Annotated in this window: 13 protein-coding genes; 12 read left to right on the top strand and 1 reads right to left on the bottom strand. The window is 45.6% G+C overall.

What is annotated here, in order from left to right:
- Positions 1 to 130 precede the first annotated feature (130 nt).
- The 4 genes from EDM21_RS10265 to EDM21_RS25505 all read left to right on the top strand — a co-directional run bounded on the left by EDM21_RS10265 (position 131) and on the right by EDM21_RS25505 (position 6306).
- Entirely contained in the window at positions 131 to 1846 is a 1716-nt protein-coding gene (locus EDM21_RS10265) for an AIPR family protein (protein ID WP_157335255.1), read from the top strand.
- 584 nt (positions 1847 to 2430) lie between these two features.
- On the top strand, positions 2431 to 4041 hold the full coding sequence (locus EDM21_RS10260; protein ID WP_157335253.1) for a septation ring formation regulator EzrA: 1611 nt from the start codon (positions 2431 to 2433) through the stop codon (positions 4039 to 4041).
- 494 nt (positions 4042 to 4535) lie between these two features.
- Complete coding sequence (locus tag EDM21_RS10255; protein WP_157335251.1) at positions 4536 to 5510, top strand: ring-cleaving dioxygenase; 975 nt, start codon at positions 4536 to 4538, stop codon at positions 5508 to 5510.
- A 196-nt stretch (positions 5511 to 5706) separates the two neighbouring features.
- Positions 5707 to 6306, top strand: coding sequence for a VanZ family protein (locus EDM21_RS25505; RefSeq protein WP_157335250.1), 600 nt, complete (start codon positions 5707 to 5709; stop codon positions 6304 to 6306).
- A 128-nt stretch (positions 6307 to 6434) separates the two neighbouring features.
- Here the strand turns inward: EDM21_RS25505 and EDM21_RS10245 are convergent, their stop codons facing one another.
- The gene (locus EDM21_RS10245) at positions 6435 to 6818 is read right to left on the bottom strand and encodes a hypothetical protein (protein WP_157335249.1); all 384 of its coding nucleotides are present in this window, start codon (positions 6816 to 6818) and stop codon (positions 6435 to 6437) included.
- A 390-nt stretch (positions 6819 to 7208) separates the two neighbouring features.
- Between EDM21_RS10245 and EDM21_RS10240 the strand changes: the two genes are divergently transcribed.
- From EDM21_RS10240 to EDM21_RS10205, 8 genes are all read left to right on the top strand, one after another.
- Entirely contained in the window at positions 7209 to 7781 is a 573-nt protein-coding gene (locus tag EDM21_RS10240) for a sulfurtransferase TusA family protein (protein ID WP_157335247.1), read from the top strand.
- A gap of 45 nt (positions 7782 to 7826) precedes the next feature.
- On the top strand, positions 7827 to 8222 hold the full coding sequence (locus EDM21_RS10235) for a DsrE/DsrF/DrsH-like family protein (RefSeq protein WP_157335245.1): 396 nt from the start codon (positions 7827 to 7829) through the stop codon (positions 8220 to 8222).
- Positions 8223 to 8303: 81 nt separating this feature from the next.
- Complete coding sequence (locus EDM21_RS10230) at positions 8304 to 9449, top strand: MBL fold metallo-hydrolase (RefSeq protein ID WP_157335243.1); 1146 nt, start codon at positions 8304 to 8306, stop codon at positions 9447 to 9449.
- 14 nt (positions 9450 to 9463) lie between these two features.
- Positions 9464 to 9691, top strand: a complete 228-nt coding sequence (locus EDM21_RS10225) for a sulfurtransferase TusA family protein (RefSeq protein ID WP_157335241.1) — start codon at positions 9464 to 9466, stop codon at positions 9689 to 9691.
- Positions 9692 to 9853: 162 nt separating this feature from the next.
- A complete protein-coding gene (locus EDM21_RS10220; RefSeq protein ID WP_157335371.1) occupies positions 9854 to 10336 on the top strand; it encodes a DsrE/DsrF/DrsH-like family protein in 483 nt (160 codons plus the stop codon).
- 344 nt (positions 10337 to 10680) lie between these two features.
- Entirely contained in the window at positions 10681 to 11628 is a 948-nt protein-coding gene (locus tag EDM21_RS10215; protein ID WP_157335239.1) for an ABC transporter permease, read from the top strand.
- Entirely contained in the window at positions 11625 to 12578 is a 954-nt protein-coding gene (locus EDM21_RS10210; RefSeq protein ID WP_157335237.1) for an iron chelate uptake ABC transporter family permease subunit, read from the top strand. The genes EDM21_RS10215 and EDM21_RS10210 overlap by 4 nt, the downstream gene beginning before the upstream one ends.
- Positions 12572 to 13330, top strand: coding sequence for an ATP-binding cassette domain-containing protein (locus tag EDM21_RS10205; RefSeq protein WP_166541931.1), 759 nt, complete (start codon positions 12572 to 12574; stop codon positions 13328 to 13330). Before EDM21_RS10210 ends, EDM21_RS10205 begins: the two co-directional genes overlap by 7 nt.
- Positions 13331 to 13402: the final 72 nt, after the last annotated feature.

Below are 13402 nucleotides of genomic sequence, written 5' to 3'. Positions count from 1 at the left end.
TTAAGAGAATACAAACGAAAATGATAATAGATTTTATAAATACAAAACCTATCAAACTTATTTGAACAAATAGGATGCTGCTGAGGCTTGCTTTTGAATCAATTTAAATAGAAATTTATGGAGGCGCAAGGTGAATAATAACTCAAATGATCAAATATTACTTGATGCAATTCTAGACGATTATAAGCAGACAATTACTGGTGATTTAAAGCCTTCGCAGATGTTTGAAATATTCACGGCTGACCAAATATTAAAAGAAAATAACTTATCTTTTGAAGAAATAGAAGAAGGAATTGTTGATGGGGGCTTAGATGGTGGTATTGATTCTTTTTACTTGTTTACTGACGGAGAGTTAATCGAAGATATAGATGATTTGGAAGCTATAAGAAGAAATGTTAAAGTTGAAATTTGGATAATTCAATCCAAAACAACGCGATCCTTTGAAGCTACTCCGATTGATAAAATTATTGTAACAGTCGACCAAATATTCAATTTTGAAAATTTGGAGTCTATGGAAAAAATAATAAACAATAGATTGTTCCAAAAATCACTTTTGTTTAAAGAAGTATATAAAAAAACAGCCTCAAAATTTCCTGATCTTAATATAAGGTTTTGTTATGCTTCCAGAGGTTCTACACAAAATATTCATGAGAATGTACAAGCAAAGGAAGCAATTCTCATTCAAAAAACAAAACAATATTTTAGAAATGCAAAAGTTGATTTATTTTATTATGGTATTAGTGAATTGCTCGAGCTTCATCGGAAAGAGAAACCATATACACTTACATTAAAGTTAAGTGAAAATCCTATTGTTGCAAAAGAGGGATATTTAGCATTAGTTAAACTAACAGATTATTTTGATTTTATTGTCGATGAAAAAAAAGAGTTGAGAAAATATATTTTTGATTTGAATGTAAGAGATTATCAAGGGGCAGTAGAAGTAAATAAGGACATTGAGAAAAGTTTACAGAATGATCATCAAATAAATTTTTGGGCTTTGAACAACGGAGTTACTATTCTAGCGGATAAAGGATCTGCGATAGCGAAAGATTTAACGCTTGAGAATGTTCAAATTGTAAATGGTTTACAATCATCAACATCTATATATAACTACTTGAAAGAATATGGTCTTGAGTCAGAGAATAGATCTATTTTGGTGAAAATTATTATAAAAGACGATCCAGAAGTTATTGATAAAGTAATAAAAGCTTCTAATTTTCAAACCCCAATAGCTATTTCATCATTGAAGGCCACAGATATATTTCAACGGGAGTTAGAAGAGTACTTTAAGAAGAATGATCTATTCTATGATAGAAGAAAAGGTTATTACAAAAATACAGGTAAATCACCTGATAAGATTATCAGTATACCTTTTCTTGCCCAATCAATCATATCAATAATCCATAGAGAGCCGGATTTTGCACGTGCTAGACCATCATCTCTTTTAAAAAAAGAAAGCGACTATCAAAAAGTATTTAATAAAAAGACACCTCTGCCAGTATATCTGTTTTGTGGTAAGTTGATGATGGAAATTCAATCTCTTTTAAGAAATGATTACGGAGATAAAGTAAATGCACTTAAACTAAATTTCAAGTTTCATATTGCATTTATTTATGTTGCTATAGTAATTAAAAATTCAAAATATCACCTATCAGATATTATTAAAATTATGAATCAGCCAATAAATATAGAATTATTGAATAAATCAATAAATTGGTTTCCGGAGAAAGTATATGAATTTCATGAAACATATAAAATTTCAATTGATGCAGTTGCAAAATCAGGCCAATTTAAAGAATTTTTAGAACAGAGTATCAATATCGATTTTATAAGCATTTCTGTTTGATATTACAAAATAGAATTGAATATAATTTCTTTGATTTATAGATGATTAATTTTTATAAATGCATAATAATAAGTAAACTTATGAATTTGGTAATATTAATGATTTAACAAGCCTTTATAAGGTGATTACTTTAAGTTTACAGCTGTATAATACAAACTCCAGTTATAAATATATTATCAAAGGAATATACAATCGGTTTTTGATATATTTTATTGCATTAACTTCTTTATCTCTACCGCCGCGTGATAGCTACCTAATCCTCCAAACCATTCGGTGACATAACCGAGTGGCTTTTTTCTATTCCATCGAACTTATTGCGCACAATCCCATCTTCATCAAATAGCTGGCCCCTTTTAAAGAGGAATTTCACGCTGGAACCTAGTATTAAAACTAGTTGGTATATGTAAATTTTTTACTCCAAATGTTTACTGGTCTTATGGTTTAATTAAGGAGAAGACTGCCAAGTTTAACCTGCTGCCGAGATGGTAGGGCGGTTTGCATAAAGTACCTGCCCGGGAACCTTTTCCTAACCACATTCACGTGTTCCGATACACGACAAAGTATGTTCACCAGGAGGCTTTTCGATGAAAAAAGGGTTGTCACTTGCATTATCCGCTTTTCTATTCTTAACGAATACGGCCTATGCCGCTGCTCCTGCCGCTAACCCGGCTCAAGTAACCACATTTAGTCAGGCTTTTCAGATTTTTATCATCTTCATTGTGCTTCTGGCCTGCGCGGTGCTGCTTCTGTATCAGTTAGTGCGCATCAGCAAGCTGAAGAGTCAGAAGAAGAAGTTTCTGGAGGAAATGGAGCGGTTCTCGGCAGCTTTGTATCGTGACAAGGCAAGATTGTCGCTGCTGCTGGAGCTGTACTCCGGTCCTTCCGCAAGACGGCTTATTCAGCCGGTGGATGCAGAGGTGAGCGAGATGCTCACGATTATCGAAGAACTACAAAGGGTTGCTTCTGCAATTCCGTCTGCTTTTTTCTCGTTCTCGTCCGGAGCCTCCATAGAGGATTGCAAGGTGCTTTTTAAGGAGTATCAGGGCGTGTACGAGAATCTGAGTCAGAAAGTCGAGAAATTCAGCGAGCTGGAGAAAGAAAACAACAAAGCAATGGGTGAGCTGGAAGAAAAGATCCAGTTCCTGATGAACAGGACGCGGGATCGCGCGGGTATTTACGGCGTGGCGGAGATCGAAGCCGAGCTTACCCAGGTGAACAACCGGATCGAGATTGTGAAGAGGGAGCAGTTGTCCGATTTTATCAATGTCAACGTCGGGATTCAGCCTATCCTTAACCAGCTGTCGGATATTGAGCGTCTGCTCAAGGTGATTCCGGAGCTGTATGACAGGCAGCAGCAGTTTATCCGCGAAATCAGTGAGGTGCGGTCTACCGTAGACAGGAGTATGCATGACAACGGTTTGACTCCTGCCGAACTTGATGTGCACCATGAATTGGATCGTGCCCAGGAGAAGGCTGTTTTCCTGCTGGAGCAGCTGCAGGCGGGGAAGATCAGGGATGCGGAACGGTTATCCCGAGATATAGCTATTACGATCCGGCGTGCGGGCAGCTCAGTACAGGATACGCTGGAGCTGCGGGATAGTGTCCATAAGAATTTGAAATTGCTGGACGATAATGTCCGTGATCTCCATTACCCGGATGCGGAGTACAGGGAAGAACTGCAGCGGGTTCAAGAAACTTTCCATGAATCTGTGTGGTCATCCATGGAGCTGGATTATAAGGAGTTTATGAAAGCTTATGAAGGACTGAGAGACGAACTTCCCGAAGCAAGAGATTTGCTGCAGGCAGGCCGTTACAGCAAAGCGGGTGAGAAGGTTATGGCTCTGCTGGAATCTTACACAGAACTGTACAACAAGATGTCCCGTCTGAAGGTATATGAGAATGCGATGGAAGAGTTTAACCAGCATAGAGCTCAATTCGGCCATCTCTGGCACACATTCCAGGCGGCGGTAGCGCTCATTTCGACGAATAGGCTGGAAGCCGCTATTCGTTCGGAAGAGCTGGGTACGCTCCGCTTCAAGATTCAGGATCAGAAGGAAATGCTGGATCGGCGCCTGAATATGCGCCCTATCCATCTGAAGCGTCTGGATGAGGAAGTAGAGGTTTTCCAGAAGCATGTGAATGTCTTTAGGGAACAGGTCATGCTATTCGATGCTCAGAAGCAGTGGGTCAGATAGAAGGCATACAAATGAGATTCCGGCATGCAGCGGGAAGCGGCGGCAGTTGAGAGAGTCGGTACCTGTGAAATGGATCTTGCTCAGCAATAGCTGCTTTCCTTTGTCTAAGAATGGCGTGAATAACGAGAGACATCGTGCCTGGCGGCGCGGTGTCTTTTTCTTATGAACGTGCAAACAAGTATATGATGTTAAAAGAAGCAGCTGAGTCATGGCGCCCTCCAATTTGACCTATAGTGTAGTGATAGTGATGAGCAGGGTATGTCCCGCAGTTCATCCACACAGAGCCATTGACCATTTTCAAGGAAGCCGAACGGTTGACTTTTAATCAGTTTACCACTAAACTGATTATTATAAGGCTGACTTCTCAGGTAATTAGCGACCGACTGCTCGCTGCTCGTAAAGAAGAGGAATGTCCCGCAGAGAGAAAGCCAAGCCCGTTCGTCATACATTTCATGAATCACGCAAATACTATATGCAATCAGGAGGGTATCTCTATGGAACTGAAAGGCATTCACCACGTATCCGCAATTACGGCCAAGGCTCCTGCCAACTTCGAGTTTTACACAAAAGTGCTCGGCCTCCGGCTGGTCAAGAAGACGGTCAATCAGGATGATATCAGCGTCTATCACTTGTTCTACGGCGATGAGAAGGGGAATCCGGGAACGGAGCTGACGTTCTTTGAAATTCCGATGGCAGGCAAGAACCGCGAGGGAGTAAGCAGTATTTCGGCGATCTCGCTGCGCGTAGCGAGCGACGATGCCTTAACCTACTGGTCTAAGCGATTCGACGAGTTCGGAGTGGACCGGGATGAGATCAAGGACCGGGCGGGCAGAGCTACGCTGGCGTTCCGGGATTTGGAGGGGCAGCGGCTCATTCTCGTGTCGGATCACAAGAACCAGGGCGTCCAGGGCGGCATTCCTTGGACGAAGAGCCCGGTTCCCGCCGAGTTCGGCATTCCCGGACTCGGTCCGGTCCGGCTGACCGTCGAAGATCCGCTGCCGACCACTGTCGTGCTCACGGAGCTGCTCGGTTTCCGCCGCGCAGGCGAGTACGCCTCCGAGGCTGCCGGTCAGCCGGACATCGTCGTATTCGAGACGGGGGAAGGCGGCAGCGGGGCTGAAGTGCATGTCGAGGAGCGGCATGACCTCGCTCCCGAACAGCTGGGCCGCGGCGGTGTGCACCACGTGGCGTTCCGCGTAGACAACGAGGAGGAGCTCCGCGAGTGGATTCAGCGGATCCGGGCGGCGCGTTTTGCGAACTCCGGGTTTGTGGATCGTTTTTACTTCCGTTCGCTCTATTTCAGAGAGCCGAACGGCATTCTGTTCGAGCTGGCAACGGACGGCCCGGGATTCGATACGGATGAAGATATTCTTCATCTGGGTGAATCTCTTGCGCTGCCGCCGTTCCTCGAATCCCGCAGAGCGGAGATCGAGGCACACCTCAAACCTTTGGATACTAAAGGGGAGTAAAAGGTGGGACCCAATCAAATCGAGGCAGGCAATAAAACAGTACTTTAGCGGCATGAAATGATTAAGTTGGCAGGTTATGATTGGTTCATGAGCGCCAGGAGTAAGCCGGTTCAATAACTTCAGCATAGGAAGACCTGTTAATTGAGCTGCTCTGCTATCTCGGTGCAGCTCAATTAATAGTTTAAGGAGCCTATTTATGCTGAGATTTCATATTCTGTATATAATCCTAAGCCTCCCTGTTTATTTGATTTTTGTTTATCTGCAACAAAGAAAAAATAACCCAAAAGTATATATAAGCTTAATTTTTCATGGAATCTTTTATATCTATGTATGCTATGTCATCAAGTACACTTTATTTCCAATTCCGGTGAATGAAAATTACTTGAGCCTTGTAAGGCCTGGCACAACATTTAAACAAAACATAAGTATGCAGCCATTATGGTTATCCGGCCACTTCTCATTTACTAAAGAACATGCTTTAAATATACTGATGACGATCCCATTTGGTTTTATCATTAATTATTTAATAAAACCTCGTGGTTCCGCGAGGATACTCATGCTTGGCGTACTAGTGGGGATTTGTATTGAACTGATCCAGTTTGGGATCTCTGTTCTCTTAAATTACCCTTACCGAATTATAGACAGTAACGATGTTGTGATGAATTTAACAGGTGTAGTCGCAGGTTACTTAATTTTCAGGGTGATTTCTTCGGTCTATATCAGGTTGGTTGATACTCTTCATATGAAGCATAACTCATTTACTCAATATATCTATGATTGCGGTAAAACTTATTAAAGTTCAAACTCTCAGGTAATCGTCGCAGCAAAAAACTCACCAAAAACGCTTCTCAGACACGTCCAACGTGCGAGAAGCGTTTTGTTTTTTTATAGGGAGGATTACGACTGCCGCTTATCCTTCGCCCCCTAAATCTTCAACCCGGCAAAATAAGCCCCTTCGGCCGCAACTTCGCGCTGATTGCTGCGCTCCAGAACTTTCACGGCAATAGTACAGCCCTGCTGGAACCGGGGAAGCAGATCCCTCACAACAACGGTGGTTAACTCTGTCTGGAATGTCTCTCCGCTTTCCATAGTGACGGCCAGTTCCAGAAGGACTTCCGGCTGGTCATCCACTTGTACGGAGGTTTGGGTGAAGGCCGTTACGACCGCGCTTGCGGGTGTGCCGTTTGTAAGAATATGTTTTGTTTTGCGGATCTCTTGGATAAACGTATTCCGCTGCCTGATCATCCTGACCGCCGCCGGAACGATCAGACTCAAGACCACGACGATCCCGGCAATAATAAAATCCATAGGTATATACCGCCCCGCCTTACAGTAGTTTAAGGTTAACAGCCTTGTCCATTATACCGGATTAACTTCGCGGGAGTAACCTTTATCGATTGTGCAGCCGCCCAAACCAGAATTTTGCTCTGTATGCGGATGGAATCAGGCAAAGATTACCCGCCACCCCGACTTGACGAAGTGAACAAATCCAAGTATAGTGTTTATATACCCATACGGGTATCGGTATAAATGAAGACAAGGTTTAGAAAATCCGAAGTCTTGGCTCGTGAATGAAGCCAGGAGAAAGAATGGATACTAAACAGACGCAGCTCTTGCTAAGAAGGCATGAAGGTCTTCGATGCAGGAGTAGGGTCGGACTAGTAGAGCAAACTACCTACCAAGGAGGCACCCCATATTATGTCATCCATTAAAGCGGACCAAGTCGTAGATGCGAGAGGCCTGGCATGCCCGATGCCGATTGTCAGAACGAAGAAGTCTATCGAACAGCTGCAGTCCGGACAAGTGCTGGAAGTGCAGGCGACGGACAAAGGCTCCCTAGCGGATCTCAAGAGCTGGGCTAGGACAACCGGCCACCAGTATCTGGGCTCTAATCAGGAAGGGGATGTATTGCACCATTTCATCCGTAAATCCGATCCTTCCGAAGTAAAAGAAGCTCGCCTGTTTCCGTACACCTTATCTAATGAAGAACTGCAGCAGAAACTTCAGGATAACCCGCAAACCCGGGTGCTGGACGTGCGCGAGCCGGCTGAATATGCGTTCGGCCGTATTCCTGGCGCGATTTCGATTCCCTTCGGAGAGCTGGAGCAAAGACTGGGCGAGCTTAACCCGGAGGAGGAGCTGCACGTAGTTTGCCGGACAGGCAGACGCAGTGATATGGCTGCGCAGCTTTTGACGGAGAAGGGATTTAAACAGATCAAGAATGTAGTGCCGGGCATGTCGGAGTGGAATGGTTCCCAAGAGCAGGACTAATTGAATTTGACTTATGACATCAGAATCTCAGGAGGGCTTACGATCATGACTAACAAAGTAGCGATTATCGCATCCAACGGCGGATTATTTGACGCTTATAAAGTATTTAACATCGCCACGGCAGCGGCTGCGACCGATGCCCAGGTTGCCGTCTTCTTTACCTTCGAAGGGCTGAACCTGATTCACAAGGACATGCACAAGCAGCTGCCGCTTCCGGCAGGCAAAGAGCAGATGGCCGAAGGCTTCAAGAATGCCAACGTACCCGCAATCGAGCAGCTGCTCGAAATGGCGCAGGAAATGGGCGTCCGCATTATCGCCTGCCAGATGACAATGGACGTAATCGGACTTAAAGAAGAAGATTTCGTACCGGGTATTGAAGTTGGCGGCGCGGCAACCTTCCTGGATTTTGCCTTCGACGCGAATGTAACTCTCACATTCTAAGGAAAGTTAACTGCTTGAATCATTAAAGGCGCAATAGCAATAGGTGTACAAACACAATAGGGAACGGGAGGAGAATAAGGAATGAGTACAGCGGAAATACGGGGAATGACAGCAGCTGAAGTAACCCGCAAAGTGCTTCGTGACGAGCCTCTTTTTATACTGGATGTACGCAATGAGGATGATTTTAACGATTGGAAGATCGAAGGCAGCCGGGTGGAGGTTATTAACGTCCCTTATTTCGAGCTGCTTGACGGCGTGGACCACGTACTGGACAAGATTCCGGCTGACGGGGAAGTGCTGGTTGTCTGCGCCAAGGAAGGCTCTTCCAAGTTCGTCGCAGAGCAGTTAGCAGAGAGCGGCCGGACGAATATAGCTTATCTACTGGGAGGAATGAAATCCTGGAGCGAGCATTTGGAGCCGGTTAAAGCCGGCGACCTGAAGGACGGGGGAGAAATCTACCAGTTCGTACGCATCGGTAAAGGCTGTCTGTCATACATGGTGATCTCCGGCGGAGAAGCGGCTGTGATCGACGCGGTGCGCACCACAGATGTATTCGCGGATTTTGCTAAGGAGCATAGCGCCGTCATCAAGCACACGCTGGATACGCATCTGCATGCGGACCATATTTCCGGCGGACGTAGATTAGCGGAGCAGACGGGCGCAACCTACTGGCTGCCTCCGAAAGACGCCGATGAAGTGGTTTTCAGCTATGAGAAGCTGGAGGAAGGCTCAGATATCACGGTAGGCAGCACAAGAATCGGCATTCAGCCGATCTATTCTCCGGGCCACACGATCGGGAGCACATCGTTTATTGTCGATGACCAGTATCTGCTGACAGGCGATATTCTATTCGTGGCATCGATTGGACGGCCGGACTTGGCGGGTAAAGCGGAGGACTGGGTCGCGGACCTGCGGACCACGCTGTATGACCGCTACAAGCAGTTGTCGGACGACTTGCTCGTTCTTCCGGCTCACTTCGGCAAGTTTGCGGAGCTGGGCGAAGGCGGCCTGGTATCCGCCCGTCTGGGTGACCTGTTCAAAGATAATCCGGGCCTGAATATTCAGAATGAAGCGGAGTTCAGAAGCACGGTATCCGAGAACCTGCCGCCGCAGCCGAACGCTTATCAGGAAATCAGACAGACGAACATGGGCAGAATTACGCCCGGTGAAGAAGAGCAGCGCGAGATGGAGATAGGGCCGAACCGCTGCGCCGTTCATGACAACTAAGGAGGAAGATACTCATGGAATCCAACATTACAGTAGACACCAAAGGCATGGCTTGTCCGATGCCGATCGTTAAAGCCAAGAAAGCTCTCGATACGCTGGAGAGCGGGCAGGTTATGCAGGTCATCTCCACCGATAAAGGCTCGCTGAATGATTTCCAGGCCTGGGTGAAACAGACGAAGCACGAGCTTGTGAAGCATGAGGAAGACAATGGCGTGTACACGTTTTATGTGAAAAAAAGCTAGGAAAAGGAAGCGGACCCGAACCCGGTGTTCGCTTCCCTTTTGTGGGGCTTCCGAAGAGGTCATGGAGGATATTAACGGTTGAAATCAAAAAAATTTTAATCTAGTGTATACCTATACGGGTAAAGGTAAAATACAAAGAGTAATGAGGTGCGATTCATGGAGATGGAGAATCAGAAGGAACGAACGACCATTGTACTTTTCAGCGGTGAACTGGACAAAGCCATTGCCGCTTTTATTATAGCTAACGGTGCAGCCGCTTATGACCACGAGGTCACGATTTTCTTCACCTTCTGGGGCCTCAACACGCTCCGCAAAGACGAAGCCGTGAACGTGAAGAAAGGCTTTCTCGAGAAAGCCTTCGGCTGGATGATGCCGCGAGGCCCCGGGAAGCTGGGCCTGTCCAAAATGAATTTTGCCGGCATGGGTCCGCAGATGATCAAGCACGTCATGAAAAAGCACAACGCGCTGTCGCTTCCTCAGCTGATTGAGTTAGCGCAGGAGCAGGGCGTGAAGCTCGTTGCCTGCACGATGACAATGGATCTGCTCGGCCTGCAAGAGGAAGAGTTGATCGATGATATCGAATACGCCGGTGTAGCCGCTTATCTGGGCGACGCCAGCCAGGCGAAAGTGAACTTGTTTATTTAATTGCATACACGGGAAGTAAAAAAGCATGGAGGTTCACCTCCGTGCTTTTTTGCGCCTGAATACAAGGTGATTAATAATCATTATAATCTGCATAATTTTGTTTCTATATGAAATATAAACCCTTGGTTTGTCCTAATAATCCCGCATAAACAGCTGATTTTTTCAATATTTGTTCAAATGTATAAATATACAACCCAAATTCGCTTTATAAGATTGACAGATGAGGGGGAGGTGCTATAATACTCTAAGTAAGCCTAAATGATAATGAGTCTCATTCTTACTGATAAAGATTCCGATTAATGAAATTTTCATTCAACATTACTACGCCGCCCAAAGGAACTGTTATGAAAAAGAGATATCTCGTCATTGCGCTAATCGTCTTATCTTTTATCTCACTGTTTATTGGGGTTAAGAACATAAGCCCTTTGGATCTGTTTAACCTGAGTGATGATAAAGTACAAATTATGCTTGTCAGCAGGCTGCCAAGATTAATCGCGATTCTGATCGCGGGAATCTCAATGAGCGTTGTCGGTCTGATTATGCAGCAGCTAAGCCGCAACAAGTTTGTATCACCGACAACGGCCGGAACGATGGATTCTGCGAGGTTCGGTATTCTCGTTGCGATGATGCTGTTCGGATCTGCGACTCCGCTCCAGAAGATGCTTGTGGCCTTTGCTTTCGCCCTCCTCGGTACCTTCATCTTTATGAAGATTCTAGACCGGGTGAAGTACAAGGATACGATTTTCATTCCTTTGGTTGGATTGATGTTCGGTAACATCGTCAATTCCATTACAACCTTCTTTGCTTATAAGAATGGTCTGATCCAGAACATGTCCGCGTGGCTGCAGGGTGATTTCTCGATGATCATGAAAGGACGCTACGAGCTGCTCTATGTAAGCATACCGATTCTGATCATTGCTTACTTCTACGCGAACCGCTTCACCATTGCGGGAATGGGGGCGGAGTTCTCCACGAATCTCGGTCTCAAATACAAACAGGTCGTCAACATCGGCCTTATCATCGTAGCGCTTGTGTCTTCCGTAGTTCTGCTAACCGTCGGTATGCTGCCTTTCCTGGGTCTCATCATTCCGAATATCGTTACTTTGTACACGGGCGACAACCTGAAGAAAAGTCTTCCTCATACAGCTTTGCTGGGCGCCGTCTTCGTTCTGTTCTGTGACATCCTGGGCCGGATTATCATCTTCCCGTATGAGATTTCCATCGGACTGACCGTCGGCGTTATCGGAAGTGGAATTTTTCTTTATCTGCTTATGAGGAGAAAGGCATTATGAATGCAAAAGTACAACTGAAAATCAGTATCCTAGCCGTCATCGCACTCGTCCTGATTGCCATCTTTATGACGATTGATGCAGCAGGCAACTGGGACTACATATTGCGGAGTAGACCCAAGAAGATCCTCGCCATTATTCTGACGGGCGGAGCGATCGCTTTCTCGACAATGGTCTTCCAGACGATTACGAATAACCGGATTCTGACGCCGAGCATTATCGGACTGGATTCCTTGTATATGCTGTTCCAGACAGCCATCGTCTTCCTGGGCGGCTCAGCCAGCTTCCTGCTTAACAAGAACGTCAACTTCCTTCTTTCCATTGCGCTCATGGTTATGTTCACCGGGGTGCTGTACAAATTGCTTTTCAAAAGAGAGGGCAACAATCTGTACTTTCTCCTGCTGGTCGGGCTAATCTTCGGGACGTTCTTCCAGAGTATTTCCTCGTTCATGCAGGTTCTGATTGATCCGAATGAGTTCTTGCGGGTACAGGACAAAATGTTCGCCAGCTTTAACAACGTGAACACGGATTTGCTGATCATCTCGATTGTCCTGCTGGCGCTGGTCATTGCGTACTTCGCCCGGTTTACCAAATATCTGGATGTGCTGGCGCTCGGCAGGGAACATGCCATAAACCTGGGGATTGATTATGATTATGTGGTCAAAAGGCTGCTGGTCGTAGTCGCGATTCTCATCTCGATTGCCACTGCGCTCGTCGGGCCGATTACGTTCCTGGGTCTCCTGGTTGCGAACGTGGTTCATGAATTCCTGAGAACCTACCGGCACAAGGATCTTATTACAGGCTCCATCCTGATCAGCATCATTGCTTTAGTGGGAGGTCTGCTGATTGTAGAACGGGTATTCACCTTCTCAACAACTTTGAGCGTGATTATCAACTTCATCGGTGGTGTCTACTTTATCTATCTTCTATTAAAGGAGAAAAAATCGTGGTAGAGGTAAAAAACGTATCCAAACAATACGGCAGCAAAAAAGTGGTCGACAATGTCTCCGTCAGGATCGAGAAGGGGAAGATTACTTCTTTTATCGGACCTAACGGCGCCGGCAAAAGTACTTTGTTATCGATGGTCAGCCGTTTGATTACAAAGGACGAAGGTGAAGTGGTGATTGACGGCCAGGAAATCGGGCAGTGGAAAAGTAACGACCTGGCCAAGAAAATTTCCATTCTCAAGCAGTCCAACCACATTAACATACGTCTTACTATCCGGGATTTGGTTAACTTTGGGCGGTTCCCATACTCTCAGGGCAGACTTACTGCCGAAGACGACAAATTCGTCGATGAAGCGATCGCTTATATGGAGCTTCAAGAGATGCAGGATAAATTCCTGGATGAGCTCAGCGGCGGCCAGAGGCAAAGAGCCTATCTGGCGATGGTGCTGGCTCAGAATACGGAGTATATTCTGCTCGATGAGCCATTGAATAACCTCGATATGAAGCATTCCGTGCAAATTATGAGGGTGCTCAGAAGGCTGGTGGAGGAGCTTGGTAAGACGATTGTCATCGTAATCCACGATATCAACTTCGCTTCCTGCCATTCCGATTACATTGTCGCCCTCAAGGACGGCAAGGTCGTCAAGGAAGGGACGACGGACGAGATTATAGAATCTGCCGTGTTGAAGGAGATCTACGATATGGATATCGAGATCCACAACGTGAATGGCAACCGATTCTGTCTCTATTTTAACTAGCAGTTGAGAATCTTAGCCTATCTGTACTACCTGAAGATGTTATTCAACAGTGGATAAACTCACACCGAGATG

The sequence above is a fragment of the Paenibacillus lutrae genome (assembly GCF_009757775.1).
GTDB classification, from domain to species: domain Bacteria; phylum Bacillota; class Bacilli; order Paenibacillales; family NBRC-103111; genus Paenibacillus_F; species Paenibacillus_F lutrae.
Note: the sequence above shows the minus strand (reverse complement) of the source record. Positions and strands in the feature narration are given on the sequence as shown.

Coding starts and splice junctions, on each gene's coding strand:
- EDM21_RS10260 (WP_157335253.1), top strand. CDS start 2,431: ATGAAAAAAGGGTTGTCACTTGCATTATCCGCTTTTCTATTCTTAACG.
- EDM21_RS10255 (WP_157335251.1), top strand. CDS start 4,536: ATGGAACTGAAAGGCATTCACCACGTATCCGCAATTACGGCCAAGGCT.
- EDM21_RS25505 (WP_157335250.1), top strand. CDS start 5,707: ATGCTGAGATTTCATATTCTGTATATAATCCTAAGCCTCCCTGTTTAT.
- EDM21_RS10245 (WP_157335249.1), bottom strand. CDS start 6,818: ATGGATTTTATTATTGCCGGGATCGTCGTGGTCTTGAGTCTGATCGTT.
- EDM21_RS10240 (WP_157335247.1), top strand. CDS start 7,209: ATGTCATCCATTAAAGCGGACCAAGTCGTAGATGCGAGAGGCCTGGCA.
- EDM21_RS10235 (WP_157335245.1), top strand. CDS start 7,827: ATGACTAACAAAGTAGCGATTATCGCATCCAACGGCGGATTATTTGAC.
- EDM21_RS10230 (WP_157335243.1), top strand. CDS start 8,304: ATGAGTACAGCGGAAATACGGGGAATGACAGCAGCTGAAGTAACCCGC.
- EDM21_RS10225 (WP_157335241.1), top strand. CDS start 9,464: ATGGAATCCAACATTACAGTAGACACCAAAGGCATGGCTTGTCCGATG.
- EDM21_RS10220 (WP_157335371.1), top strand. CDS start 9,854: ATGGAGAATCAGAAGGAACGAACGACCATTGTACTTTTCAGCGGTGAA.
- EDM21_RS10215 (WP_157335239.1), top strand. CDS start 10,681: ATGAAAAAGAGATATCTCGTCATTGCGCTAATCGTCTTATCTTTTATC.
- EDM21_RS10210 (WP_157335237.1), top strand. CDS start 11,625: ATGAATGCAAAAGTACAACTGAAAATCAGTATCCTAGCCGTCATCGCA.